The organism is Dellaglioa sp. CoH-57-MRSF-19 (genome assembly GCF_056781975.1).
In genome coordinates this window covers 64663-91346 of record NZ_JBXAXW010000006.1, presented here as the reverse complement: position 1 = coordinate 91346, position 26684 = coordinate 64663, and the positions used below count along the sequence as shown (strand labels likewise).

General features: G+C 34.0%; 24 protein-coding genes and 1 riboswitch. Of the genes, 7 read left to right on the top strand and 17 right to left on the bottom strand.

Translation table 11 applies throughout. The features are described from left to right. Positions 1 to 273 precede the first annotated feature (273 nt). The 10 genes from AC1RO3_RS06975 to AC1RO3_RS06930 all read right to left on the bottom strand — a co-directional run bounded on the left by AC1RO3_RS06975 (position 274) and on the right by AC1RO3_RS06930 (position 11760). Complete coding sequence (locus AC1RO3_RS06975) at positions 274 to 1416, bottom strand: sensor histidine kinase (RefSeq protein ID WP_481762412.1); 1143 nt, start codon at positions 1414 to 1416, stop codon at positions 274 to 276. Positions 1417 to 1607: 191 nt separating this feature from the next. Next, positions 1608 to 2309, bottom strand: coding sequence for a response regulator transcription factor (locus tag AC1RO3_RS06970; RefSeq protein WP_481761964.1), 702 nt, complete (start codon positions 2307 to 2309; stop codon positions 1608 to 1610). Between the two features lie 24 nt (positions 2310 to 2333). Next, positions 2334 to 3470 carry a PDZ domain-containing protein gene (locus tag AC1RO3_RS06965; RefSeq protein ID WP_481761963.1) on the bottom strand — a complete coding sequence of 379 codons (1137 nt, stop codon included), beginning with the start codon at positions 3468 to 3470 and terminating at the stop codon, positions 2334 to 2336. A gap of 130 nt (positions 3471 to 3600) precedes the next feature. After that, the gene (ftsX, locus tag AC1RO3_RS06960; RefSeq protein ID WP_481761962.1) at positions 3601 to 4488 is read right to left on the bottom strand and encodes a permease-like cell division protein FtsX; all 888 of its coding nucleotides are present in this window, start codon (positions 4486 to 4488) and stop codon (positions 3601 to 3603) included. Continuing rightward, positions 4469 to 5164 carry a cell division ATP-binding protein FtsE gene (ftsE, locus tag AC1RO3_RS06955; RefSeq protein ID WP_481761961.1) on the bottom strand — a complete coding sequence of 232 codons (696 nt, stop codon included), beginning with the start codon at positions 5162 to 5164 and terminating at the stop codon, positions 4469 to 4471. Before ftsE ends, ftsX begins: the two co-directional genes overlap by 20 nt. Before the next feature lie 96 nt (positions 5165 to 5260). Then, positions 5261 to 6377 (bottom strand): peptide chain release factor 2 gene (prfB, locus tag AC1RO3_RS06950; protein WP_481761960.1). Its coding sequence is split into 2 segments (ribosomal slippage): positions 5261 to 6304 and positions 6306 to 6377, totalling 1116 coding nucleotides; the frame shifts between segments, so codons are not numbered across the junction. Between the two features lie 94 nt (positions 6378 to 6471). Continuing rightward, positions 6472 to 8835, bottom strand: coding sequence for a preprotein translocase subunit SecA (secA, locus tag AC1RO3_RS06945; protein WP_481761959.1), 2364 nt, complete (start codon positions 8833 to 8835; stop codon positions 6472 to 6474). Positions 8836 to 8988: 153 nt separating this feature from the next. Next, the gene (hpf, locus tag AC1RO3_RS06940; protein ID WP_409021489.1) at positions 8989 to 9549 is read right to left on the bottom strand and encodes a ribosome hibernation-promoting factor, HPF/YfiA family; all 561 of its coding nucleotides are present in this window, start codon (positions 9547 to 9549) and stop codon (positions 8989 to 8991) included. Positions 9550 to 9754: 205 nt separating this feature from the next. Then, complete coding sequence (locus AC1RO3_RS06935) at positions 9755 to 10315, bottom strand: ComF family protein (protein WP_481761958.1); 561 nt, start codon at positions 10313 to 10315, stop codon at positions 9755 to 9757. A gap of 116 nt (positions 10316 to 10431) precedes the next feature. Then, positions 10432 to 11760: an ATP-dependent helicase ComFA gene (locus tag AC1RO3_RS06930; RefSeq protein ID WP_481761957.1), complete on the bottom strand. Its 1329-nt coding sequence runs from the start codon at positions 11758 to 11760 to the stop codon at positions 10432 to 10434. A 48-nt stretch (positions 11761 to 11808) separates the two neighbouring features. Between AC1RO3_RS06930 and AC1RO3_RS06925 the strand changes: the two genes are divergently transcribed. Next, complete coding sequence (locus AC1RO3_RS06925) at positions 11809 to 12444, top strand: YigZ family protein (RefSeq protein WP_481761956.1); 636 nt, start codon at positions 11809 to 11811, stop codon at positions 12442 to 12444. Between the two features lie 36 nt (positions 12445 to 12480). Here the strand turns inward: AC1RO3_RS06925 and AC1RO3_RS06920 are convergent, their stop codons facing one another. The 4 genes from AC1RO3_RS06920 to groES form a co-directional block, all read right to left on the bottom strand. Beyond that, entirely contained in the window at positions 12481 to 13566 is a 1086-nt protein-coding gene (locus tag AC1RO3_RS06920; protein WP_481761955.1) for a glycosyltransferase family 4 protein, read from the bottom strand. A gap of 109 nt (positions 13567 to 13675) precedes the next feature. Beyond that, positions 13676 to 15505, bottom strand: a complete 1830-nt coding sequence (locus AC1RO3_RS06915; RefSeq protein WP_481761954.1) for an APC family permease — start codon at positions 15503 to 15505, stop codon at positions 13676 to 13678. Between the two features lie 252 nt (positions 15506 to 15757). Next, complete coding sequence (groL, locus tag AC1RO3_RS06910) at positions 15758 to 17383, bottom strand: chaperonin GroEL (RefSeq protein WP_481761953.1); 1626 nt, start codon at positions 17381 to 17383, stop codon at positions 15758 to 15760. A 34-nt stretch (positions 17384 to 17417) separates the two neighbouring features. Then, entirely contained in the window at positions 17418 to 17702 is a 285-nt protein-coding gene (groES, locus tag AC1RO3_RS06905; RefSeq protein ID WP_481761952.1) for a co-chaperone GroES, read from the bottom strand. 225 nt (positions 17703 to 17927) lie between these two features. Between groES and AC1RO3_RS06900 the strand changes: the two genes are divergently transcribed. From AC1RO3_RS06900 to cytX, 6 genes are all read left to right on the top strand, one after another. Beyond that, positions 17928 to 18566, top strand: a complete 639-nt coding sequence (locus AC1RO3_RS06900) for a CPBP family glutamic-type intramembrane protease (protein ID WP_481761951.1) — start codon at positions 17928 to 17930, stop codon at positions 18564 to 18566. An 18-nt stretch (positions 18567 to 18584) separates the two neighbouring features. Continuing rightward, positions 18585 to 20522 (top strand): ABC-F family ATP-binding cassette domain-containing protein, encoded by a 1938-nt coding sequence (locus AC1RO3_RS06895; protein ID WP_481761950.1) that lies wholly within the window; start codon positions 18585 to 18587, stop codon positions 20520 to 20522. Between the two features lie 77 nt (positions 20523 to 20599). After that, positions 20600 to 20706: riboswitch (TPP riboswitch) on the top strand. Positions 20707 to 20764: 58 nt separating this feature from the next. Beyond that, positions 20765 to 21562: a hydroxyethylthiazole kinase gene (gene thiM, locus AC1RO3_RS06890; RefSeq protein ID WP_481761949.1), complete on the top strand. Its 798-nt coding sequence runs from the start codon at positions 20765 to 20767 to the stop codon at positions 21560 to 21562. Further along, a complete protein-coding gene (gene thiD, locus AC1RO3_RS06885; protein ID WP_481761948.1) occupies positions 21562 to 22383 on the top strand; it encodes a bifunctional hydroxymethylpyrimidine kinase/phosphomethylpyrimidine kinase in 822 nt (273 codons plus the stop codon). Before thiM ends, thiD begins: the two co-directional genes overlap by 1 nt. Beyond that, the gene (gene thiE / locus AC1RO3_RS06880) at positions 22370 to 23029 is read left to right on the top strand and encodes a thiamine phosphate synthase (RefSeq protein WP_481761947.1); all 660 of its coding nucleotides are present in this window, start codon (positions 22370 to 22372) and stop codon (positions 23027 to 23029) included. The genes thiD and thiE overlap by 14 nt, the downstream gene beginning before the upstream one ends. 1 nt (position 23030) lies before the next feature. After that, the gene (cytX, locus tag AC1RO3_RS06875) at positions 23031 to 24218 is read left to right on the top strand and encodes a putative hydroxymethylpyrimidine transporter CytX (RefSeq protein WP_481761946.1); all 1188 of its coding nucleotides are present in this window, start codon (positions 23031 to 23033) and stop codon (positions 24216 to 24218) included. A gap of 100 nt (positions 24219 to 24318) precedes the next feature. Here the strand turns inward: cytX and tsaD are convergent, their stop codons facing one another. The 3 genes from tsaD to tsaB are packed head-to-tail and all read right to left on the bottom strand — an operon-like array spanning position 24319 to position 26651. Then, positions 24319 to 25347, bottom strand: coding sequence for a tRNA (adenosine(37)-N6)-threonylcarbamoyltransferase complex transferase subunit TsaD (tsaD, locus tag AC1RO3_RS06870; RefSeq protein WP_481761945.1), 1029 nt, complete (start codon positions 25345 to 25347; stop codon positions 24319 to 24321). A 31-nt stretch (positions 25348 to 25378) separates the two neighbouring features. After that, positions 25379 to 25945, bottom strand: a complete 567-nt coding sequence (gene rimI, locus AC1RO3_RS06865; protein WP_481761944.1) for a ribosomal protein S18-alanine N-acetyltransferase — start codon at positions 25943 to 25945, stop codon at positions 25379 to 25381. Further along, a complete protein-coding gene (gene tsaB, locus AC1RO3_RS06860) occupies positions 25929 to 26651 on the bottom strand; it encodes a tRNA (adenosine(37)-N6)-threonylcarbamoyltransferase complex dimerization subunit type 1 TsaB (protein WP_481761943.1) in 723 nt (240 codons plus the stop codon). The genes rimI and tsaB overlap by 17 nt, the downstream gene beginning before the upstream one ends. Positions 26652 to 26684 lie beyond the last annotated feature (33 nt).

Here is a 26684-nt window from a genome sequence, read left to right as displayed (position 1 = left end):
TTGATTTGTCGAAAATTTGTTCAGTTTTCAAAGATCTACTTGGTTGCTTTTGACAACTTTTATATCATATCAACCACATCATGATTTGTCAAGAATTTTTTGAATAAATATTCATTTCTTCTTGCCGTATCAATCAGCTTTATTAATATACCATCTGGTATATCTCATGTCAACACTTTATTTGCGATATTCATTATCGCCTCAATAGCACTTATTAAATATATCAGCTTTCTTTTTCTTGGTCAAGTCTATTTATGTGAATATCTCTTAATATTACAAATAAATCGTAATTTCAGTCCCCTTATCATTCGAATCTTTCACACTAATCTCTCCACCCATTGATGTCACTAGTTCCTGCACAATAGCGAGGCCAAGCCCATTACCTTCTATTTGTTTATTTCTAGACGGATCTACTCTATAGAAACGTTCAAATATTCTTTTTTTGTCTTGATTTGAAATACCAATACCAGTATCTGATACTGCTATAAAAAATCTTGTCTTTATTTTGCCTACTTCAACTACCATACGCCCATTATCAACATTATATTTAACAGCGTTTTGCAATAAATTACCTAAGATAGTGGCTATCTTATTTTTATCAAACTTTACATAAAGATCTTTTGTTATTCTCTTGTCTACTATTAAATTTTTACTTTTAATAGTACTACTTAATAAATCTAACTCATAATTTATCATAGCATCTAAATTGAAACTCGAAATATTTTCTTTGGGTTTTTGCCCTTTTGCTAATTTTAATATCTCTTGAATTAATACTTCTAATTTTTCACTTTCGTCATAAATAATATTTAAAAATTTGTTAGTTGTACTTGAATCAACAGATTCTTCTAAAAGAGTTTCAGCAAATCCTTTAATTGCTGTTACTGGTGTTTTCAATTCATGACTCACATTTCCGACAAATTCATTTTGCATTTTCTCTAATAATTTCAGCTCAGTTATATCATATAAAATTACGATTACTTGAAATTCTACATTGTTATTTGCTATATAGACGACCGTTGCATCAACCACTCTGTTTGTATTGGCAATTTCAACTTCATCTCTTTGCTTATCTTGTGTTTTAATGGCTTTTTCAATTAGTCCACTCAATTTGTATGTTTTAATATCATCAATATATGAATGTTGCTTACTTTCTATCTGTTGGCCTAATAATTTAGAAATCATATCATTTACGACTAGTACTTGTCTTTTATGATCAATTTGCATAACCCCAACTGTCAAATGTTCAATTAATTTTAGATAGTTATTATTTTGTACCTGATAGTGAATATTTCTTTTCTTTTGATAACTTTCAACACGATTAATGGCTTTCGATAATTCAAAATTGGGACTATCTGTATCTAGTAATACATGATAAGAATCTCCTTTATTGACTAAACTATTCAATATATTAGCCATTAATTCGGACTCAGCACCTGCTTTAGATGCTATTTTATAAAGTATAGCTATTTCAATCAAACTCAACACACTTACTCCAATAATACTATTCTTACTAAAAAGTTTCCCGGATACATCCCATAGAAGTGTCATACTAAATGTTAAATTTAGCAACAAGATTAACGTCGTAATTATCCATTTTAGTTTTTGTTTCATTTATTCTCCTCAAACTTATAGCCAAATCCTCGAACTGTCTTTAAATATAGGGGGTTTTTAGCATCTACTTCTAATTTTTCGCGTAAATGGCTCACATGCATATCTATCATCCTTGTTTGCCCTTCATAATCGTATCCCCAAACACCGCTCAATAACTTTTCTCTACTTAGCACACGTCCTGTTCGTTTAATAAAATATACTAAAAGTTCGAACTCTTTTGGTGTTAATGCAACTTTTTCATCATTTTTATAAACTGAATAGTTAGAAAAATCAATTTTAAAATCTTTAAATTCTCTCACTTCATTATCAATTTGTTCATCCTTAGATGAGTCATGTTCAGTACGTCTCAAAATAGCCTTAATTCTTGCTATTACTTCTCTTGGACTAAACGGTTTAGTCATATAATCGTCTGCACCAATTTCTAAACCAATTATTTTATTCAATTCATCATCTTTAGCCGTTAAAATGATTATTGGCGTTTTTACTTTTTCTTGTCTTAATTTTTTTGTAACTTCGATACCATCGTAACCAGGCAGCATCAAATCGAGAATAATGAAATCAAAATTTTGTTCTGTTGCTTTTTTAAATGCACTAGGCCCATCTATTGCTACATGCACTTCATAGTTCGCATTTTCTAGATTATACGTTAACAGCGTAACAATTGCTGGTTCATCATCTACAACTAAAATTTTTTTCATTATTTATCCCCCTGATAACTAAATTTATTTAATTATGACTAACCCTATTTCATATGGTGAGTCTGAAAATATCGCACTTTCTGTTATTTTTGTATCTCCACTAAATGTCCTAATTTTTAATCGACAATACGTTGAGCTACTCTGTAATGCTTCATACAATTCGGTTTCGTTTCTAACTTCAATGCCATTACATTGAACGACCACATCACCAACCTCTACGTCCATCTTTGAAGCTGGCGTACCTGGGCGTACCCCTACAATTAATATTCCTTCATTGGATTCTGCAAACCATTTTTCTTGTTTATTATCATGGCGTTTGATCATATATTGGCTGATACAATACGCAACTAATAGAACAATTAATCCATATATCCCCATTATTGGTATAAATATAGCCATTATCGCTAAACCTGTCCCTATAAAAGCTAAATATAAGTATTGTTTTTTTATAAATTTGATAGCTACTCTTGGTATTTCTTTATAGATACGTAATGATAGCCCAACAATTAATGGTAAAATAATGATGTTAAATTCTGTACCTGCTATATGAATAATTGGCCACCAAGAGAGTACACTATGGAATTGATCACCCGGTGTTAGAATTACAAGTGGCACCAGATACAGATCCTTCATACTAAACGACGATATATTTCGCCCTCGTTTACCTGACTGTGTGTTCGGCGATAAGGGACTATTTCTGAATAAATACAGCGCACAAGCAGTTATAAATAAAATGACTGTCCCTATCAGTAGAATCCCTGTCGTAAATTCAACGTGAAATTCTTCATATTTAAATATTTCAAAATTACTTAATTGAGATTTAGTCATCCCATATACTAGTCCCGATATAATAAATAGCGGAAAGATAGCATCAAATACTGGGTATAGTAGTAGTCCTAAAATCATAAAAATAGCATAAATAACTACCCAGTTAATAGGCAACATAACACCTAGTCCAAATAGTAACATTGATCCAATAATACTAAAAATAAAGCCTACTTTTATTGCATGACGTCCCTCATAAAAATCACTATCGACAGCTGTTCTAAATGCTTGTCTCTCTTTTTTAATTCTTCGTGTATACATACCATAAATCAGTATAATTGCTAACCAAAGCGTTGGTTGCATGAAAAAGTTTCCAATAATTTTAAGCGTTACCATAAATGCACCTATTTTCTTTAATATATAGTACTCAAATTATATCATGCTTTGTCATGATTCAAAAAAGATAATCATAATAACAAAAAAGACTGAATTTTGCATTTAGCAAAATCAGTCTTTTAAAATTTAATTAAATTTTAAGGAAACGACGCATTGAAACGAACGATCCTAAAGCACCAATAATTATCCCGATTGACACTAATAATAAATCAATTTCTGCCAAGAAAGTTCCTGGTGTTAATAATTGATAACTAGTTGATGCCAACGAAACTTGTAAACCGTTATAAATCCAAATATAGCCAAAATCAACTAAAATAATTGGAATGATAGCACCTAAAAGCCCAGTCCATGCACCTTCAAGTAAAAACGGCCATCTGATAAATCCATTCGTCGCACCTACTAGACGCATAATTCCAATCTCATTTCTTCGAGATAAAATTGTGATTCTAATCGTGTTAGAAATTAAGAATACTGCAACAAAGAGGAGTAAAGCACTAATAATCATACCCCATTTTTGGATATTACCAACTACTTTAAATAGTTTTTTAGCAGATGTGCCCCCAAAACTAGCATCATTTACATAATCTAAACTTTTAGCACGTTTTGCAATTTGCTCAGTTTGTTTTGGTTTTTTAGTTTGAACATCAAATGTATCATATAGTGGATTATCATCCCCACCAAATAACTTAAATTCATTACCATAACTACCAACAACTTGTTGTAATTGCTCCTTTTTACTTGAAAAAGTAACTTTTTTAACTTCTGAATAACTTTCAAGTTTCTTTTTCAAATCAGCCTGTTGATTCTTTGTTGTCTTTCGTTCAACAAACACTCTGACTTGAACATCGTTCTCAACATCAGATGCTAATTTATTTACGTTCATTAAGATTGAAAGTAACACCCCAACCAAAATTAACGTTACAGTAACAGCACTAATAGCAGCAACAGACATCCATCCATTACGACGTAAACTCTTAATACTTTCACCAAAATGACGCCTAAACGTTCTCATTTTCATAACCGTATTTTCCTCCTTCTTCATCTCGGGCAATACGGCCATCTTCAATAGCCAACAAACGATGTGGATATTTGTTCACAATAATACTATTATGAGTTGCCATGATAACTGTTGTCCCTTGTTCATTAACTTTTTCTAAAATTGACATAATATCATCTGACGTTTCAGGGTCTAAATTCCCCGTTGGTTCATCAGCAATTAAGACTTCTGGTTTATTTGCAACTGCACGTGCAATCGCAATTCTTTGTTGTTCACCACCAGATAATTCTTCCGGAAATTTATCCGCCTTGTCAGACAAATCAACAAGATCTAGCACGTAATCAACACGTTCTTTAATTTCTGCAGGTTCTTTTTCAATAACTTCTAACGCGTATGCAATATTTTCAAAAATTGTTAAACGAGGTAATAATTTGAAATCTTGGAATACAATTCCTAAATCTCTTCGTAAAAATGGTACTTCTTTTGGTTTCATCGTTTCTAAATGAAAATCATTTACTGTGATTTCACCAGATGTTGCTTGTTCTTCATGGTACATCATTTTTATAAATGTCGACTTTCCGGCACCACTAGGTCCAACCACATATACGAATTCACCTTGGTCAATTCGAAGATTAATATCATTGCTTGCAATAATATCATCAGAATATTGTTTAAATACATTTTTAAATTCTATCAAACAGTGAATCCTCCTGTGTCTATTTTCATAACATTTTCATTATAGCATGATTATTTACCTTTATATTGCAGTAGTCTTACAATTAAGTTTCATTTTTTAACTTGGATTTTCATTTTTTAATTTCCACTGTAAATAAGCATTAATAAATCCATCTATATCACCGTCCATTACCGCTTGAACATTACCAGTCTCAAAATCGGAACGATGATCCTTAACCATTGAGTATGGGTGGAACACATATGATCGAATCTGCGACCCCCATCCAATATCCATTTGTTCACCTTGAATGGCAGCACGTTCTTTTTCTTTTGCTTCCATTTCAAGTTGATATAACTTAGATTTCATCATACTTTCAGCCGTTGCCCTATTTTGAAATTGTGACCGCTGCGCTTGGCTCGAAGTTACTATCCCTGTTGGAATATGAATTAATCTAACTGCTGAAGATGTTTTATTAATATGTTGTCCACCAGCTCCGGATGATCTAAATACTTCCATTCTGATATCATCTTGATTTAATTCTATTTCGACTGAATCATCCAACTCTGGCATCACATCAACAGATGCAAAAGACGTGTGGCGTCGACCAGCAGCATCAAAAGGTGAAATACGAACTAATCGATGCACCCCTTTTTCACTCTTAAGATAACCATACGCGTTTACTCCCTTAATAAGAAGCGTCACACTTTTCAATCCCGCTTCATCGCCAGATTGATAATCTACTGTTTCGACGATTAGCCCACTTTTTTCAGCCCATCTCGTATACATTCTAAGTAACATTAATCCCCAATCCTGAGATTCGGTACCTCCTGCACCTGGATGGATTTCTAAAATAGCATTTCTGCTATCATAAGGTTCATTCAATAATAATCGTAATTGATACTTGTCGAGTGCTTTTTTTGTCTCGTTAAACAAGTCATCAAATTCTATTAGCATATCATTATCATTTTCTTCTTGTAATAATTCAAGCATGACTTGTAATTCTGATACCTTACTCTCTAAATCATGAAACGCATCATATTTACCTTTTAATTGATTGTTTTCGTCAATAACTTTTTGTGCTTCTTCTTGGTGATTCCAAAAATCTGGGTTAGCCATTCGTTCTTCATTTTCAGAAATACGTTCATTCAGCGTCTCTAAGTCAAAGAGACCCCCTGAAGTTAGTTATTTTTTGTTCCATTTCATTAATTTGTTTCCTATAATCGCTTAATTCCATCAATTTTCTCCTTAATTTACTAAAAAGAGTCACCTTCAAACTCTATCGAATTCGGAAGTGACTCTTTAATAATGTTCTCTGATTAACTTTTTGATTAACGTTTAATATTTTGTCTGATTTCAGCTTTCATAAATAAACGTGTCACTTCAAATTCTATTGCTCCAACGACTTCTTCGAACATTCTAAATCCATCTGATTGGTATTCAACTAGAGGGTTTAATTGTCCGTAGCCACGTAGTCCAATAGACTGACGAAGTTGATCCATTGCATCAATATGCGCTGTCCATTTATCATCAACAACACGTAACACAACCACTTTTTCAAATTCAAGCATTTGTGCTGCATCAACTAATTGATCTTCTTTAATTTCATAGTTCTTTTCAGCGCGGTCGACCAAGTAGGCTTCGATTTGGTTAGCATCTTTACCTTCTAAATCTGCCAATGAGATACTGTCTTCATTAACCATTGAAGAGACAGCAAAATCTACAATAGCTTGTAAATTCCATTCATTTTGGTCACCTTGCGTGTGCATCTGAACAATATGATTAACAGTACGTTGTATCATAGGCATAATAACAGGTTTTAATGTTTTTTCTTCCATAATAATTTGTTGTCTCTGGTTATAAATAACCTCACGTTGTTCACGCATAACATCATCATATTGTAAAACATTTTTACGTGTATCATAGTTATTACCTTCGACACGTTTTTGTGCTGATTCAACTTGTTTTGTAATCATACGACTTTGGATAACAGCGTCATCTTCAGTAATGTTCATACGTTCTAAGAAGCTCTTAATACGTTCTGAACCGAATCGTAACATCAAATCATCTTCCAAAGAAAGATAGAATTGTGTCATCCCATCATCCCCTTGACGGCCAGCACGGCCACGAAGTTGATTATCAATACGACGAGATTCATGGCGTTCTGTACCAATAACAGCTAATCCACCAATTTCTTTAACGCCAGGGCCTAATTTAATATCAGTTCCACGTCCGGCCATATTCGTAGCTATGGTAACAGCACCACGTTGTCCAGCATTTAAAATGATTTCAGCTTCACGTTCATGATTTTTAGCATTTAAGACAGCATGTGGAATTTCAGCATCATCTAACATTTGTGCCAATAATTCTGACGTTTCAACTGCTACAGTACCAATCAACATAGGTTGACCAGCTTCATGGCGTTCTTTGATATCAGCAATGACAGCTTTAAATTTGCTATTTAAAGATGGATACAATAAATCTGCTTTATCATCACGAATAATAGGTTTATTCGTTGGAATTTGAACAACTTCCATATTATAAATTTCACGGAATTCTTCTTCTTCAGTTTTAGCAGTACCCGTCATACCAGATAATTTCTTGTACATTCTAAAGAAATTTTGGTAAGTGATGTTAGCCATTGTTTTAGTTTCGTCTTCAATTTCAACATGTTCTTTAGCCTCGATAGCTTGATGAACACCATCAGAATAACGACGACCTTCCATAATACGACCAGTAAATTGATCAACAATCATAACTTCACCATCTTGTACAACATAATCTTTATCACGTAGCATAACAAAATTAGCCCGTAATGCATTATCCAAATGATGAGTCAAAATTGTATTATCTGTATCATATAAATTATCTAGTCCAAAATATTTTTCACCTTTACGAATTCCTTCTTCGGTTAATGAAATTGATTTTGATTCAAGATCAATTTTATAGTCTTCTTCTTCAGTTAACGTTTTAACAAAACGATCTGCACGAACATACATGGCAGTCGTCTTTTCAGCTTGACCAGAAATAATCAACGGTGTTCTAGCTTCATCAATCAAAATTGAATCAACTTCATCGACGATAACATAGTTTAAAGGTCTTTGAACCATATCTTCACGATAAACAACCATGTTATCACGTAAGTAATCAAAGCCTAATTCACTATTTGTTGAATAGGTAATATCAGCTGCGTAGGCTTCGCGCTTTTCTTCAGCTGTTTTTTCGTTAATATTCAATCCGACAGTTAAACCTAACCATGAATATAATTCGCCCATTTCTGTTGCATCACGGCTTGATAAATATTCATTAACAGTAACAACATGAACACCTAGACCTGAAATTGCATTTAAATAAACGGGCATAGTAGCTGTTAAAGTTTTACCTTCACCAGTTTTCATCTCCGCAATATCACCATTATTTAAAACCATTCCACCAATCATTTGCACACGGAATGGGTATAGTCCTAACACACGTTTTGCGGCTTCTCGTACCACTGCAAATGCTTCTGGTAAAAGATCATCAAGCGTTTCACCTTCTTGATATCTTGCTTTAAAAGCAGGTGTTTTAGCTTTTAGTTCATCATCAGATAATAAAGCCATCTCGTCGGCCATATTTTCAATATTATCGGCTATTTTGCCTAGTTTTCTTAATTCACGATTATCACTTTCAACCCATTGTCTTAATACATTTGCCATTTAGCTTTTCCCCTTATATATCAAACACATTTATTGAATTATTTTTAATTATAATATCATTTTTTATAGTATCACTAAATCAATAAATTTTAAACTAAAATAACAAAAAAGCCCTGAGTAGTTAACTTACTCAACAGGCTTTTCAAGGTTAGTTTAATCTTCAGCTTCAATTAAACCATAGCGACCATCTTTACGTTTGTAAACAATGTTAATACCCTCTGTATCAGCATCTTCGTAAATAAAGAAGTTATGGCTCAACATATCCATTTGTAAAATAGCTTCTTCACTATTCATTGGTTTTAAAGAAACATGCTTTGTCCGAACAACATCAAATTTGCTTACTTCATCAATAGAATCTGATTCTTCATCAGCAATTTCATTACGAATTTCAATATCTTTAATTCCCTTGCCTCTTGATTGGCGATTAATTTTAGTTTTATATTTGCGAATTTGACGTTCTAATTTATCAGTCACAAGATCAACACTTGAAAGTAAATCTTGTGATGTTTCTTCAGCTCGAAGGACGAGAGAAGGCATCGGAACTGTCACTTCAACTTTGGCCGTTTTATCTGAATAAACTTTTAAATTAACATGGGCCGTTGAATTAGATGTATCAGTAAAGTATTTTTCTAATTTAAATAATTTCTTTTCAACATAATCTCTAGTAACATCTGTAACTTCAACATTTTCACCGCGAATATTGTATTTTAACATAATAAACTCTCCCTTCAATCTACAGCAGGTAACGAAACTATTAATTACCTTACCGCTTGATTTAATTATAAGCGAATAGACTTAAATTTACAAATGATATCCCTTAACAAATCTATTTAAAACGCCATTGTAATCGTTAACAGTCATTTTAACTTTTGCTTAAATATATCATACTAATTTATTTAAAAATTGTACCTATTGTTCATTATCTTGCAAGGGTAATACTCTTAATGCTTTTAGCATTTTGTGCTAACAAAATATGGGCATAAAATAGTGTTCGGCCGGTAGTATAAATATCATCCACAATCAAAACAACTTTATCCGATAAATCTGGGCAATCTGGACTAAGTTCAAACGGTTGAATTAATTCAAGCCTTTGTTGCCTATTTTTATGCGATTGTTTTTCTTTAACCGTATTATTTCGCACTAAAAAATGATCATGCTTAATATCTAAAAGACCACAGACTTGATTAAATCCTCGATTATTTAACGTTTCAGAATCAACAGGTATCACCACGAGGTAATCAAAATCAATTGTTTCTATTTTGTGCTTTAATTGTACTTGAAAAATAGTTCTCAGCTGATAATCACCATTAAACTTATAATTTTTAATGATATCTTTCATAAAATCATTATAAATGTACAACGCTTGATTCTGAAAATTTAAATTAGGATAAATAAGTTGCCATTTCTTACAATCCGCACATAATTGTGGCCTATTTTGTTCTCGACCGCATCCTCTACAGGCTAACTGAGTATTAATCAATCGTAACTGCTCCTGGCATCTCTTACAAACTATCTTTTTTTCATAAGGTTTAGTCGATAATATAAATGCTAGCGTTAATTTTTGACTAAATGTATTATGACAAATCTGACAGTTTCTCATATCTTTAATTTCCTTGCTTTACGATTCATCGTTTTTATTTGTCCAACTGCCTTTTTTATTGAAATCGTGTAGTCACAACATAAAAAGATAACGTCACCAAACGGACGATTGACATTACGTCCCACTCTGCCAGCAATCTGAACTAACGCTGCCGTTGAAAAAGTTTTATCATCTGCACCCAGAACAAAAACATCCAGATTAGCAAATGTCACACCACGTTCTAAAATTGTTGTTGTGATTAGATACCGTAGTTCGCCTGTTCTAATTGCCTTAACTTTATCTAGTCTATCTGGATCTTCAGAATAAACAGTGTCCCCCTTTAAATTAGGAAACTTCTTTTTAAATGCTTCCATTACTGGTTCCAATAACCAAATTTTCGGCACAAAAATTAAAAATGGATCCTTACGTTTTAGCCACTCTGTCATTTTCAGTGTTAATTTTTTGGGTAAACGTCCTTTTTTTAAATTCTTTTCCCACGCTTTTTCAAATTTAATTTTAATTTCAGGCAATAATTGACCATGAAAGCGTATTGGTAAATAACTAACCGTTAATTGTTTTAAGCGAACCTCCTTTAACAGATCCTCACTTGGGGTTGCCGTTAAAAATAAACTTGCCCCTTTTTGTTTAGTTGCTTGTGTTGTTGCTTGAAGCAGTAATTGATTCTGTGCATATGGAAAGGCATCTACCTCATCAACTATCATAACGTCAAACGCTTTATGAAATCTTAACAATTGATGTGTTGTACAGATGACTAGTTGGGTATAACGGTATGGTTCCGTTGTCTTTCCGTGCAGCAAACAAATATCAATATTTTGAAATGCTGCCTGCAATCTCGGAAATAATTCAATACAAACATCGACCCGTGGTGATGCTAAACAGATGCGCTTACCATCCATAATAGCAGCTTCAATACCTTTGAATAGCATTTCTGTTTTACCAGCGCCGGTTACCGCCCACAGTAAATGCCGGGCACCCGAATTTTTAAAAATTTGTTTCACTTCATTAGCACATATTTCTTGGCTAGTCGTTAATTCTCCATTCCACGTCAATGGACTCCCTTTTTGAGTTGAAAACAAGTTGGGTTCAGGTATAGTATAAAGTGTAGTCGTAGTTGAAATACGTCCTAATATCATACAGTATGAACAATAGTACCGGTCACCTTGTAATTTATTTTCCTTTAAATTAAGTTGTGAAAGGCATCTGCGACAGATTAATTGTTTATCTTCAATACTAATTCCTGGGTACGACGTAAGTTCATCTAAATTAATAGTTTCGTCAATTTCTGAATCAGTTATTAAACGACCATACAAACTTGAAAGTGTCATTCTCCTCAATCCCTTCAATAAGTTTAAATACGCAAAGGAACCTTAATTATGTCAAAAAATTATTTAACAATTAAAGAATCTGGTTTAGCCACATTAATTGAAAAGAAGTCTTCCTTCATTTGTCGTGTCACTCGAATCGCGACAGAATCTGATGCAGTTGCTTTTATTGAATCAGTCAAGAAATTAGAACCTAAAGCAAGACATCACTGTTTTGCATACACATTTGGTACTGAGTCTGAAATCCAACGTCAAAGCGATGATGGTGAACCCTCTGGAACGGCTGGTGTTCCCATTCTAGAAGTTATTAAAAAAAATCAGCTTAAAAATATTTGTATCGTTGTTAGTCGAAAGTTTGGTGGTATTAAGCTAGGTGCTGGTGGTTTAATCCGTGCTTATAGTAATGCTGCTTCGCAGACGATTGAACAAATTGGTATCGTTGAACGTATTTTACAAACCGAACTTATTTGCCAAATTGCTTACCAAAATGTTGGAAAACTTGAAAATTATCTTGAAAAAAATTCAATTATAATCCAACACACAACCTATCTTGAAACAGTAGAAATAACTTTAGCAGTTGATAAAAATTTGATATTAACCTTACAAGATCAACTAATCAACCTACTCAATAACCAAATAACTTTTAAATTAGGCCAAGATTTATATAATGAAATTCAAGTTAAGTAAAAAGGATGCCCAATTACTGGACATCCTTTTTACTATCTATTTTTTTGAAGTCATCGTTTTAACAATTCTTTTAATCCAATTTAGCAGTGGCTTTCGTTTAGATCCAACTAATCCGATGGACTCTACGAATAGTTCTAGTCCCACTAATGTCGCAACTGACATTAGTATTGAACCCCAAATTGATGATATTGGATAAAGTAATGAAATAAATGAAAAAATTAACGCAATGCCATATATAACTAATACTGTCTGTCGATGCGTTAACCCCATTTGCATCAAACGATGATGTAAATGATGTTTGTCTGCTTGAGAGATAGGCTTTTTATTTAAAATCCGGCGTAACATTGCATAAACAGTATCCGTAATTGGTACACCCAATATTAAAACAGGCACAATAATAGAAATAAAAGTTGCATTTTTAAGTCCAGATAAAGAGAATACTGAAATCATAAATCCAATAAATAACGCGCCTGTATCCCCTAAGTAGATTCTAGCTGGAAAGAAATTATATGGCAAAAATCCAATCAGAGCAGCAACCAGCGTAAACATCATAATTGCAATATAACTATTTGTATTAACTAAAAAGAAATAGCCTACCAAACCACTTGTAAATAAATCAATAATGGAAACCCCAGTTGCTAAGCCATCTAATCCGTCTATTAAATTAATAGCATTTGTAATAGCTAAAATCCAAATAATTGTAATAGGGAAACTCATCCATCCTAAATTAATAATACCAAAATAAGGTAAAGTGAATGTCGTCATTCGCATATTTGAAAAAAAGTAGACGATCAAGGCGGCAACTGTGATGCCAAACATCTTTTGGCGTGGTTTTAATTCAAACTTATCATCTAAAACACCGGTGATAATAATTACCAATTCAGCAACAAACAGTGTCACTAACATTTTTATTGGATATTGATTTTTTAAAATAAAAAAATTCGTAAAGTTAAAAGCTATAAAAATGGCTAATCCACCCATTGTAGGCATTGAAACCTTATTTACTCGTCTATTATTTGGAACATCGACTGCTCCAATTTTAATTGAAAATAGTCTAATAACGGGAGTTAGCAACGCGGAGATAAGCGCTGTTGCGAAAAATGCTACGATAATTGGAAACATTTTGATATCTCTCCTTAAAAATATTCTGTCATAGTAGTCTTAACTATACCACGTTGTTAAATAAATACAAAAAAAGTATCAATTAAATTTAATTGATACTTTTCAATGTTTATTTTTTCAAATGATAATTATATGTTGCAACAATAATATTCTCGCGAGAATTTAAGACCGTTCTCAATCTTAAACTCGTTTGATTATGAAGAATATTTTGCCATGGTTTTCTTGGAACAAACTGTGGTACTAAGACTGTCGTTGTGAAGTTACGAGCAGCGGCATTCTTAGCAATAACATCTGTAAATTTCACAACAGGTGAAGCAATTGAACGATATGACGAATGTAAATCAACAAAACGAACACCAGGGAAACGTTCTTTAAATTCACGTTCCGTTTCATGTTCTTTTTCCGGATTTGTATCGAAAGAAACGTGCATTGCAATTACGTAGTCACCAATTGAACGTGCATAATTAATTGCACCCGTTGTAACATGCGTTACAGAACTAACTAACACGATAACTGTGGAGCCATCGTAATCATGAATTTCTGCTTCTTCTGTTAAACGTAATTGTTCGGCAACTTTATTGTAATGATCATTTATTTTATAGAATATAATATACATAACTGGCATGATAATAAAGAATGGCCATACTGTTGATAAGCGATATCTAAAGAGAATCAACAAAATACTAAATGAGATAAAGGCCCCTAAGAAATTGTAAAAGGCTTTCATAATCCAACCTTTTGGGCGATCATGATACCATTTTACAATCATCCCTGTCTGAGACAACGTAAACGGAATAAACACACCTACCGCATATAATGGAATTAATAATGACGTTGATCCATTAAATATAAATGTTAAAATAATTGATCCGGCCGCTAACGTGATAATTCCGTTAGAGTAGCCTAATCGATCACCTTTATCCATATACAAATGAGGCATAAATTTATCTTTAGCTAAATTAAACGCTAAAATTGGAAATGCCGAGAAACCTGTATTTGCAGCTAATACTAAAATCAATACTGTTGAAAATTGGAAAACGTAATACAAAATACCTTGTCCAAATGTTGTTTGTGCAATTTGTGAAAGAACAGTTACTTTTTCAGTAGGAATAATGCCATACCAATAGTTTAAGAATGTTATTCCACCAAAGAAGACTGCCAAAAGCGTCGCCATAATTGTTAAAGTAGCAGCAGCATTTTTAGCATGTGGTTTTTTGAAGAAAGGCACTGCATTACTAATTGCTTCAACACCAGTTAATGAAGATGATCCCGATGAGAATGCTTTCAAAAGTAAGGCTAGTGTAATTCCAGGAACGGCCGTACCCACAGCAGCTGTTGCGTGGTAAGGTACTTGACCTGTCATAATATTATAACCACCAACTAGTAACATCAATATAATCATAACCACGAAAAGATAAACAGGAATAGTTAAGAATGAAGCTGATTCCCGCAAGCCTCGTAAGTTCATTGCCATTACCAAAATAATAATAACCACTGAGATTGCTACTTGATGTCCATATAACGAAGGTACCGCAGAAATCAATGCCTCAGTCCCTGCGGAAACACTAACCGCTACTGTCAACATATAATCAATTAAAAGCGATCCACCAGAAATTAATCCAGCATTTTTACCTAAGTTTTTACTTGAGACAACATACGCGCCTCCACCCTTAGGATAAGCATGGATAATTTGGCGATACGAAATTGTAATTGAAGCCAATAAAACTAAGACTAACAATGCAATTGGTAATGAATACCAGATTGCCATTGCTGAAAAGCCCACTAAAACGGTAACAATTTGTTCCGTACCATACGCCACAGATGAGAGTGCATCTGACGATAAGAGCGCTAATGCCTTAAATTTTGATAATTGTTGATCTCCTTCTTCAGAAGATTTTAATGGCTTCCCAATTAAAAGTCTCTTTAAATAACGACGCATTTCTCTTTACCCCTTATGTTCTATATTTAAAAATCCATTCATAAATGATGCCAAAACAGCGCATTTATTTTACTGAATAGTTATTTTAATTACTAATTTCTATTCACCGAATTCACTCTATTTTACTCGTTTATTTTTAAATATACAATACTGCAAACAAACTTTATTTTCAGCATAAAAAAAGAGCTACTAATCCCAGAATAACACGGATTAATAGCTCTTAAATTTTCATCATTTTTTATGACAAATGGGTTACATCATACCGCCCATACCACCAGGCATTTGTTGTGGATCAGCTGCAGATACTGGTTCTGGTTTATCTGCAACAACTGCTTCAGTTGTTAATAATAAGGCTGAGACACTAGCTGCATTTTGCAATGCTGAGCGTGTCACTTTAGTTGGATCAACAATCCCAACTTCAATCATATCTTGCCATTCATTTGTTGCTGCGTTAAAACCAATACCAGGTTTTTCTGATTTTAGTTTTTCAACAATAACTGAACCCTCAAGTCCAGCATTCTTTGCAATTTGGCGTACTGGTTCTTCCAAAGCACGTTGAACAATCTTGATACCCGTTAATTCATCGCCAACTGCTTCAAGTGCAGCAACTTTACTAATAACGTTAACAAATGCAGTACCACCACCGGCAACGAATCCTTCTTCGACAGCAGCGCGTGTCGCATTCAAAGCATCTTCAATACGGTATTTGCGTTCTTTTAATTCTGTTTCAGTTGCAGCACCAACTTTGATGACAGCAACCCCACCAGATAATTTTGCCAAACGTTCTTGTAATTTTTCACGATCAAATTCAGACGTCGTTTCATCGATTTGTTTTTTAATCAAACCAACACGTTCTGTAATTTTAGCTTTATCACCAGAACCTTCAACAATAACTGTGTTTTCTTTTGTAATATTAACTTTACCAGCTGAACCTAATTGTTCAATTGTTGTATCCTTCAATTGTAAACCAAGTTCATCAGTAATCACTGTTGCACCAGTAACGATGGCAATATCTTCAAGCATCGCTTTACGACGATCACCAAATCCAGGTGCTTTGACTGCAACAACGTTAAATGTACCACGAATTTTATTCAATACTAATGTTGGTAAAGCTTCCCCATCAACATCATCGGCGATGATTAACAATGGGCGACCTTGTTCCACAATAGATTGTAATAATGGTAAGACTTCTTGAATATTAGAAATTTTCTTATCCGTTACTAAAATATATGGTGTCTCTAAGTTAGCTTCCATTTTATCGTTATCAGTTACCATATATTGTGACAAGTAACCTCGATCAAATTGCATCCCTTCAACGACATCTAATGATGTATCGATGCTTTTTGATTCTTCAATTGTAATAACGCCATCATTACCAACTTTTTCCATAGCGTCAGCAATTAAAGCACCAATTTCTTCATTAGCTGAAGATACAGAAGCAATTTGAGCAATATCTTCTTTTGTTTCAACTTTGTGTGATAATTCATGTAATTCAGCAACGGCTGCTTTTGTAGCAGTTTCGATACCACGACGAATCCCAACAGGGTTAGCACCTGCTGTCACATTCTTCATACCTTCAGTGACGATAGCTTGTGTTAAAACAGTAGCAGTTGTCGTTCCATCACCAGCTATATCATTCGTTTTTGAAGCAACTTCTGATACTAATTTAGCACCCATATTTTCAAAATGGTCTTCTAATTCAATCGCACGAGCAATTGTTACACCATCATTTGTAATAATTGGTGAGCCATATGATTCTTCTAAAACAACATTACGGCCTTTTGGTCCTAAAGTTGATTTAACGGTATTGGCTAATTGGTCAACACCTCTAAGCATTGCTGAACGAGCATCTTCAGAAAATTTTAATTCCTTTGACATAATTAATCCACCTCATCTTTAATTTAAATTTATATTAGTCTACTGTTGCAACGATATCTTTTTCATGAACAATTAAGTAGTCTTTACCTTCGAATGAAACTTCTGAGCCAGCATACTTATCAAATAAAACGGTCTCTCCAACGTTAACAGCAACAGCAATTTTTTCACCGTTATCCATCGTACGGCCATCACCAACTGCAACAATTTTTCCTGTTTGTGGTTTTTCTTGTACGTTACTTGCTAAGACGATCCCGCCTACTGTTGTTTCTTCTTCTTTTGTTACTTCTAAAATAACACGATCTGCTAATGGTTTTAACACGTTCTATCCCTCCAACACTTTTATTTAGCACTCTATCTTCCTAAGTGCTAATCACAAAATTAACTATAATCAATTTTTCAAACAATTGCAAGCATTTCAGCTCTTATTTAATAGAATTTTTAATATGAATTGAATTCGCTATCTAGTCAATTATGCTATACTTATCATACAAATTTATTCACTAGAAAAATGCACGACTATCTAATTACAGTTAAAGGAGTTCTCATGTCAAAATCAACTAGTAAAAATTCAATCGCTATTTTATTAGGCTACCTCGTTATCTTTATTTTACCAACAATTCTGAATCAACTATTTTCTTTAAAATCAGTTATCTATCCAGTAATGACGGCTGATTATGTTTTAGGAGCAATATTGTTAATTTGGTTAAATCATTACTTCAGTGCTAGAAATACAATAGATGGTTCCTCTAAATGGTCACAAATTATTTCGTGGGGTATTCTTGGATTCGTTCTAACGTTAGTAATCCAAACAGTTATTCAATTAATTTCATTCACCATTTTAAAAACGACCGTACCCTCACAAAATACAAATGAAATTATGACTATTTTTACAAAATATCCTTATTATATGTTGGCAGTCTCACTTGGTGCTCCCATTATGGAGGAACTCGTTTTTAGAAAAGTCTTTTTTGGCAATTTAGCAAGTTTCATATCACCTATTTCTGCCGCAATTCTTTCTAGTTTATTATTTAGTTTGGCACATAATGATGGCCATTTAGCTATCTACTTTTTAATTGGATTACTTTTCTGTTACCTCTACAAACGAACAGGTGACATCAAAACGTCAATGATTGCTCATATTCTTATGAATAGTCTAGTATTAATTATTCAATCGTCACTTTAAAAGAAAGGTGGAATTATTTTGATTCTGTTACAAGTACAACAAGCAGCTCGCTATTTTGGCGCAGATGTTCTTTTTGAAAATGCAAATATGGATATCAAAGACGATGCTAGGATAGCCCTAGTTGGTCGAAATGGTGCTGGAAAATCAACATTAATTAAAATGATTATTGATCAAGAGGCTACTGATGCTGGTCAAATCATTAAACATAAAGGCATGACCATCGGTTACTTAGCACAAACAACAACTGTTACTTCAGAACGTTCGATTTGGGACGAAATGAGTCGTGTTTTTGATTATTTAAAAAAAATGGAAATCCAAATTCATACATTAGAAGCCCAAATTGCTGATCCTAAAAATGCAGAAGATTCTGAAAAATTTGAAAAACTATTATCAACCTATGATCAAGTTTCACATGATTTCAGTGAAAAAAATGGCTATGGTTATGAATCAGAAATCCGTTCTGTTTTACATGGTTTTAGATTTTATGAAGAAGATTTCAATCGCGATATTAGGACTCTCTCTGGTGGTCAAAAAACACGTTTAGCCTTAGCAAAATTACTTTTAGAAAAACGTGATTTATTAATTTTAGATGAACCAACTAACCACTTAGATATTGAGACACTAACTTGGTTAGAAGGCTATTTGAAGACTTATACAGGGGCACTCTTAATTGTCTCTCATGATCGTTACTTCTTAGATAAAATTGTGACAGAAGTTTATGATATGAGCCATAATGAAACGACTCACTACAATGGCAACTACTCCCAATTTATTGTAAAAAAAGAAGCTAATTTAAAACAAGAATGGAAAGTTTTCGAAAAACAACAAGATAAGATTGAAAAACTCGAAGATTTTGTTAATAAAAACATTGTTCGAGCCTCAACAACAAAACGAGCGCAAAGTCGTCGTAAACAACTCGAAAAATTAGATAAACTTGACCGACCAGAAGGTGACGAAAAAGCCCCTCGTTTTAGTTTTAAATCTGCAGATGAGAGTGGTAATATCGTTTTAACTGTTGCCGGGGCAGCTGTTGGTTACGATAATAAAGTGTTATCTGAACCCGTTTCAATTGATTTACATAAGCATCAAGTTCAAGCTATTGTTGGCCCGAATGGTGTGGGAAAATCAACCTTACTTAAAAGTATCTTAGGCCAAATTCCATTTATTCGTGGTGAAGCATTCCTTGGCGCTAATGTTCATGTTGGCTACTACGATCAGGAGCAAAATCAATTAACAGATAAAAATACTGTTTTAGATGAACTCTGGAATGATCATCCTTCAACTCCTGAAACAGATATTCGATCATTATTAGGTGGATTTCTATTTTCTGGGGATGACGTTTTGAAACGTGTCTCAAATTTAAGTGGTGGTGAAAAAGCGCGTCTTGCTTTGACCAAACTTGCAATGGACAAAGATAACTTCCTAATCTTTGATGAACCCACTAACCATTTAGACATTGATAGTAAGGAAGTCCTTGAAAAGGCGATTGCTAACTTTGATGGTACTGTCTTACTTGTTTCTCATGACCGCTACTTCATTAATAAAGTTGCAGAAAGTATTATTGAAGTTTCAAAAGAAGGCTCTACTTACTACATGGGTGATTACGATTATTATGTTGATAAAAAAGAAGAATTAGAAGCTATCGCAGCCGAAAAAATGGCACTTGAAATTGCCTCATCTTCAGAAGTCCCTGAAGTTAAACCAACAACTAATTATCAACAAAATAAAGAAACGCAAAAGGAACAACGTAAATTAACACGTGAAATTGATCGTTTAGAATCTGAATTAAGTGAATTAGAAATTCATCAAACAGAACTTGAAGAAAAAATGTCTCAACCTACTATTTTTAGTGATGCAGATAAACTTCAGGAACTACAAACTGAACTACAATCTATTCAAACTGCAATAGAGACTGCAGAAACTAATTGGGAAGAAGCTAGCTTAGCTTTAGAATAAGCTAGCTTTTTTTTTTTTATTTATTGACATTTAAAGAATGAAAGCCTATTCTTTTGTTGTAATCTAAAAATAAAATATAAGTACACTAGGGGTGTTCTTTAGAAGAACTGAGATAGGTTTTTTCAACCTAATCCCTTCGAACCTGTAAGCCAAAACTTGCGTAGGAAAGTGTGAAGAAGGACCCCACTCTACAATTTTTTTGTCAAAGAGTGGGGTTTTTGTGTACTCAAGAGGAGAAAGTTATGCCATTAGAACTACTCGATAAACTTCGTGAAGAGAACCCAGTAATTTTCAACATTTCTAATTACATCACGGTTCAAGACGTTGCCAATGGACTCAACGCAATTGGCGCTTCCCCTATCATGCCCAGTGCGATTGAAGAAGCAGCCGAAATGTTACAAATTTCTGCTGCTGCCACAATCAATATGGGATCATTTAAAAGTTCAGAATTACCTTACATTGAGAGGGTTAGTCAAATCGCAAACGATTTAGCTATCCCACTTGTGCTAGACCCAGTTGCTGTTGCCATGCCTTACCGACAAAAAGTAATTACAAACTTGCTTGAGCATTTTCATTTTAATTTTATTCGCGGTAATGCTGGTGAAATTGCTGCATTAGCTGGTGTTGAATGGCAAGCAAAAGGTATTGATGCAGGAAATGGTTCTGCAGATTTAGCAGAAATCGCAAAAATTGTAGCCAAACGGTACAATTGTACGGTTGTTCTAAGTGGTCCTACAGACTATATTTCTGATGGAAAGCGTGTTGCAACTGTGACACAGGGAACGTCTCTTTTCCAAACACATGTTGGTTCAGGCGATATGCTTTCAAGTTTAATTGCTGCGTTTGCAGCTGTCTCTAAAGATAATGAGTTTGAAGCAGCAAGAATCGCCTGCCTTATCTTTGCAACAACTGGTGAACTTGTTGCTGATGAGTTAATTACCGAAAAACCAGGTAGTTTTATTGTTAACCTACTTGATAAACTACATTTAATAACGATAAATGAACTTTCTAATCAGATAACGATGAAAGGAGACCTATAATGCCTGATTTTCCACAAGCACTTTCAATTGCTGGATCCGATAGTAGTGGTGGCGCTGGTATGCAAGCTGACTTAAAAACGATGCAAGAACGGCATGTCTATGCTGCAACAGTTCTCGTCGCAATCACTGCACAAAACACACTTGGTGTGCAAGACAGTCTTCCCCTCCCTGCTAAAATTATTAATGAACAATTTGCCTCAATTGCAAATGATTTAGCCATTAAAGCATGCAAAACAGGGATGCTTGCAGATTCAGAACACGTTAAAGTAGTCGTTAAAAATCTGAAAAAATATCAATTTGGTCCCCTAATTGTTGACCCTGTCATGGTTGCAAAAGGCGGTGCCACACTTCTTTCTGAGGATGCTGTTGTTACAATCAAAGAAGAATTAATTCCTTTAGCCACGGTAGTAACCCCGAATATTCCAGAAGCTGAAGTCATAACTGGCTTGACCATTAATTCAAAAGAAGACATGAGTGCAGCTGGAAAAAAGATTAAATTATTAGGTGCAAAAAACGTCATCATTAAAGGCGGACATTATAACTCTGAAAATATCGTAAATGACTTTGTATTATTAGAAGATAACGATTCATTCTGGATGAGCTCGAAACGTATTGATACAATTCGAACTCATGGCACTGGTGATACCCTCTCAGCCTGCATTGCAGCAGAAATTGCCAAAGGACAAGATATTAAAACGGCCATCTTAGTGTCTAAAAAATATGTTGAAGCAACAATTAGCAACGGTATTATCGTTGGACATGGTCACGGGCCATTAAATCATTGGGCATATCGTGAGGTAACGCAAAATGAAGACATTTAATCAATCATGGTTAGCAAGTTACTTCATTGCAGGAACTCAAGACGTCGCCGACAATCAATTACTACCTACTTTAGAACGAGCGTTAAAATCAGGCATTTCTTGTTTCCAATTTAGAGAAAAAAATCTCTTAACCCCTTTAACCCGGATACAAAAAAAGACACTCGCAATTGAATGTCAGAGGTTATGCACAAAATACCAAGTTCCTTTTTTCATTGATGATGATCTACCTTTAGCACTTGAAATTCAAGCAGATGGTATTCACGTTGGCCAAAATGACCAAAAGATTCAAAATGTGATAGATCAATCGGCGGGTCAATTAGCGATTGGCCTTTCTTGTCAAACACTCGATCAAATTAAACAAGCCAATCAATTATCAGGTATCGCTTATATTGGTAGTGGCCCTGTCTTTCCTACAAAATCAAAGTCAGATGCGACTGCGCCTCTCGGAATAGCTGGCTTAAATCAATTACTATCAATTAGTAAACTCCCGATTGTTGCAATTGGTGGTATTTCAGAAAATAATTTAGCCAAACTGGCTACTACAACTGTTTCGGGAGTTGCTGTTATTTCCTTGATTGCTAAAAGTCCGAACATTGAACAAACAGTTCAATCCATAAATCATTATTTTAAATTGGAGGACGATTAAGATGACAGAAACTAAAGAATTACGTGGACAATTTTTACTTTGGCTAGGTGCGGCCATTTCAATTGCCGAAATTATGACGGGCATGTTACTAGCTCCACTTGGCTTTTCTAAAGGTTTCCTTGCAATTCTAATTGGTCATTTAATTGGTTGTGGTCTCTTCTTACTACCTGCTGGTTATATTGGTGCCAAAAAGCATCAGACAGCCATTCAGTCAACTAAAGTTGCTTTTGGCTCAACAGGTGTGCTCTTATTTTCACTTATCAATTTGATTCAACTAATTGGTTGGACCGCTGTTATGATCGTCAACGCAATTTCAGCAATGAATGGTATTTCAAGTTCCTTACTTAATTTTAAAAATTCAATTATTATGGGACTTGTCATAGCTATTTTGATTATCATTTGGTTATTAGTTAGCGAAAATAGTTTGTATCGAATTAATTTAATTGTTGTTAATTTATTAGTTATTGGTGCAGGTATCATGATTTTTTTAATTTTCAAAGTACCCGTTTCACATACTTCCAATGGCTTAAATATGACATTTGGATCAGCTGTTGAATTAAATATCACCATGGCGTTATCTTGGCTACCACTAATAGGTGATTACACAAAATCAACAAAACATCCACTTGCTATGTCTACAGTTAGTTCGTTTAGCTATTTTTTAGGTAGTTTAATCATGTTTACCATTGGCTTACTTTTAACAACTAGAACCGGATTCACTGATTTTACCTCGTTCTTGGCTACATCAGGTTTAGGTATAATCGCATTATTCATTATTATATTTTCAACTGTTACAACCACATTTTTAGATGTTATGTCAGCAACAATTAACGTTCAGAATATACATTCCTTTAAACATATGAAATTGATTAGTATCATTATAGTTGCGCTTGGCTTAGTCATTGCATGGGTAGTTCCTATTGATAATTATCAAAATTTCTTATATTTTATCGCGTCAGTTTTTACACCATTATATGCAATTGTTTTTGTCACTTACTTTATTATGAAAAAAACGTTGCCTTATTGGTTAAATATTATTTGGTGGTTAATTGGCATTATTGCGTACTATCAATTACAACAATTTGATTTTATTTTTGGAACCACAATTATTATTCTATTCGGACTAGGATTACTCGTTTATCTATCCCAATTTATTTTACCAAAAAATTATTTTAGAAATATAAATTAACCATTTACAAAAAAATAGAGATTTAGCGTTCTCCCCAGTGTTAAACAACTGTTTAGCATTACAAGGCGAACTCTAAATCTCTATTTTAATTTTATAATAATTAAACTATCCAATCAAATTCTAAACTAGGATCAGCATTTAAATTTAATCCTGCACGTTGACCTTTAATAAATTCAACATATCCTGCTGCACCAATCATTGCAGCATTATCACCACATAATTTAATGGGCGCCTTCACAAATTCAATATCATTCATTTTCTTCATATCAGATTCAAGTCTTGTACGTAACCCTTTATTAGCTGCCACACCACCGGCTAAAATTAATTGTTTAATATCATACTCATGACAAGCACGTACCGTTTTCTCAGCAAGTACATCAATCACACTTTGTTGAAAGCTTGTTGCTAAATCAGCCCGGTCCAACTCTTCGCCTAATTGATCTGCATGGTGAACTGTATTGATGAAGGCACTTTTCAATCCACTGAAACTAAAGTCATAACTGTCATCTTTGATCATGGCACGCGGAAAATTAAACGTATCTTGTCCAGTATGTGCAAGTTCATCAATTTCTTTTCCTGATGGATAAGTCATCCCAAGAACACGCCCAACTTTATCATAAGCTTCACCTGCTGCGTCATCACGTGTCTCACCAATAATTTCAAATTGACCTTCTTCAGGCATATAAACTAACTCAGTATGTCCACCCGAAACGAGTAAAGCCATTGATGGATACACTATTTCAGATTCATAGCGCGCTGCAAAAATATGGCCTGCCATATGGTTAACGGGAATTAAAGGCAACTCGTGAGCAAATGCGATAGCTTTAGCAGCAGAAACACCTACTAGTAAAGCACCAACTAATCCTGGTCCATAAGTAACCGCAACAGCATCTAAATCATCATAAGTTACATTTGCTTCTGTCATAGCATCTTTAATACAACTCGTAATTTGTTCAATATGGTGGCGGCTGGCAACTTCAGGTACAACACCACCAAAACGTTTATGACTATTAACTTGCGTTGCAATGATGTTCGACAAAATAAGATGACCGTCTTCGACCACTGCGACACTAGTTTCATCACAACTTGATTCAAATGCTAAAATTAGATTTCTTTCCGTTTTATCCATTGAGACCTCTTTCAACTTAATTCATATTCCTTTATTTTAATTTAAGCAACATATCAACAGCATCTTGCCCATCTTCAACATAATAATTCTCTCGGATACCCACTTTAGTAAATCCTAATTGGTGGTATAGATTTAAAGCCGTCTGGTTATCACGGCGAACCTCTAAACTAACTGTTCTAAATCTCATTAAACGAGCACGCCTTGTAATAGACGTTACCAAAAAGTTTCCCATCCCTCTACCCTGACATTCAGGTAGAACAGCAATATTCGCAATATGTACGTCTCCCGTTATTGCATCCGTTGAACAACCAATAAAGCCTAACATTTTATCTTCCTTACGTAAGACTAAATAAAGTGTTTTGCTTTTTTGGCAAATTTCGCCTTCAAATATTTTTGCACTCCATGGTGATTTACCATCATAAACTGCTTTTTCAATCTCAAGTAGTTCCGGAATATCAGGTACAACAGCACGTGTCATAAAATAACTTTCATTTCTAATTTTAATTCTATGATTCTGAAAAACTAATGTCCTAACAGGTTCATCTGGTCTTAATTCTGGAATAATTTGTTTCACTCGTGCTTTAAATTTTTTCAACATAGGTATTATGATCCTTATCTGAATGGGTTTCTAACCATTGCGTCTCTGCTTGCGTTAATCGTAAATAATTCGGAATAAATGTCTCCTGATTAGCGGGCTCTTTATCTTTACCAATTAATCCCAAAATAAATGCCTGAGGAATATTTAAAAATGAAGCTGGAAACTGTGCCTGATCACCTAAAATATCGATAATTTGTTGTTTAAATAAATCGACATCAGTTCCAACAAAAATTTGTGGTCGGTTACGCTCTTTTAATTCAGTCACCCAAGTCACAAGTTCTCTATGCTGGTCTGGTAATTCATTTACAAGCTCATTATCATTTTTATACAAACCTGAGAATACGTAATTCCTACGTGCGTCAAATAACGGTACAATATCAGAATCACTATTTGTGGAAATACCTGCAGCCAACATTGCTAAACTAGAGACACCAACTAATTCACAATCTAATGTAAATGCTAGTGTTTTAGCTGTGGCAACGCCAATCCTGAGACCAGTAAAAGATCCTGGACCTTGTGCAACCACAATTCGGTCTAGCTCTGCAGGCTTAATACCTGCTAATTTCATGACATCAGAAATTGCTGGCATCAATGTAATACTGTGATTTTTTTTTATATTCGTTGTGATAGTTGCTAATAATGCACTATCTTCTAAAACAGCGACGCTGAGTGGTATATTCGATGTATCAATTGCTAAAATTTTCATTCATATCTTCCTTTATCTCTGCTTTGTTAACAT

Excerpts from the sequence above, each read along its gene's own strand:
- AC1RO3_RS06925 (WP_481761956.1), top strand. The coding sequence starts at position 11,809 with ATGTCAAAAAATTATTTAACAATTAAAGAATCTGGTTTAGCCACATTA.
- ftsX (WP_481761962.1), bottom strand. The coding sequence starts at position 4,488 with ATGAAAATGAGAACGTTTAGGCGTCATTTTGGTGAAAGTATTAAGAGT.
- groL (WP_481761953.1), bottom strand. The coding sequence starts at position 17,383 with ATGTCAAAGGAATTAAAATTTTCTGAAGATGCTCGTTCAGCAATGCTT.
- thiD (WP_481761948.1), top strand. The coding sequence starts at position 21,562 with ATGCCTGATTTTCCACAAGCACTTTCAATTGCTGGATCCGATAGTAGT.
- tsaD (WP_481761945.1), bottom strand. The coding sequence starts at position 25,347 with ATGGATAAAACGGAAAGAAATCTAATTTTAGCATTTGAATCAAGTTGT.
- AC1RO3_RS06970 (WP_481761964.1), bottom strand. The coding sequence starts at position 2,309 with ATGAAAAAAATTTTAGTTGTAGATGATGAACCAGCAATTGTTACGCTG.
- thiE (WP_481761947.1), top strand. The coding sequence starts at position 22,370 with ATGAAGACATTTAATCAATCATGGTTAGCAAGTTACTTCATTGCAGGA.
- AC1RO3_RS06930 (WP_481761957.1), bottom strand. The coding sequence starts at position 11,760 with ATGACACTTTCAAGTTTGTATGGTCGTTTAATAACTGATTCAGAAATT.
- AC1RO3_RS06900 (WP_481761951.1), top strand. The coding sequence starts at position 17,928 with ATGTCAAAATCAACTAGTAAAAATTCAATCGCTATTTTATTAGGCTAC.
- AC1RO3_RS06965 (WP_481761963.1), bottom strand. The coding sequence starts at position 3,470 with ATGGTAACGCTTAAAATTATTGGAAACTTTTTCATGCAACCAACGCTT.
- AC1RO3_RS06975 (WP_481762412.1), bottom strand. The coding sequence starts at position 1,416 with ATGGCTAATATATTGAATAGTTTAGTCAATAAAGGAGATTCTTATCAT.
- rimI (WP_481761944.1), bottom strand. The coding sequence starts at position 25,945 with ATGTTGAAAAAATTTAAAGCACGAGTGAAACAAATTATTCCAGAATTA.
- tsaB (WP_481761943.1), bottom strand. The coding sequence starts at position 26,651 with ATGAAAATTTTAGCAATTGATACATCGAATATACCACTCAGCGTCGCT.
- hpf (WP_409021489.1), bottom strand. The coding sequence starts at position 9,549 with ATGTTAAAATACAATATTCGCGGTGAAAATGTTGAAGTTACAGATGTT.
- cytX (WP_481761946.1), top strand. The coding sequence starts at position 23,031 with ATGACAGAAACTAAAGAATTACGTGGACAATTTTTACTTTGGCTAGGT.
- thiM (WP_481761949.1), top strand. The coding sequence starts at position 20,765 with ATGCCATTAGAACTACTCGATAAACTTCGTGAAGAGAACCCAGTAATT.
- AC1RO3_RS06915 (WP_481761954.1), bottom strand. The coding sequence starts at position 15,505 with ATGCGTCGTTATTTAAAGAGACTTTTAATTGGGAAGCCATTAAAATCT.
- AC1RO3_RS06920 (WP_481761955.1), bottom strand. The coding sequence starts at position 13,566 with ATGTTTCCAATTATCGTAGCATTTTTCGCAACAGCGCTTATCTCCGCG.
- secA (WP_481761959.1), bottom strand. The coding sequence starts at position 8,835 with ATGGCAAATGTATTAAGACAATGGGTTGAAAGTGATAATCGTGAATTA.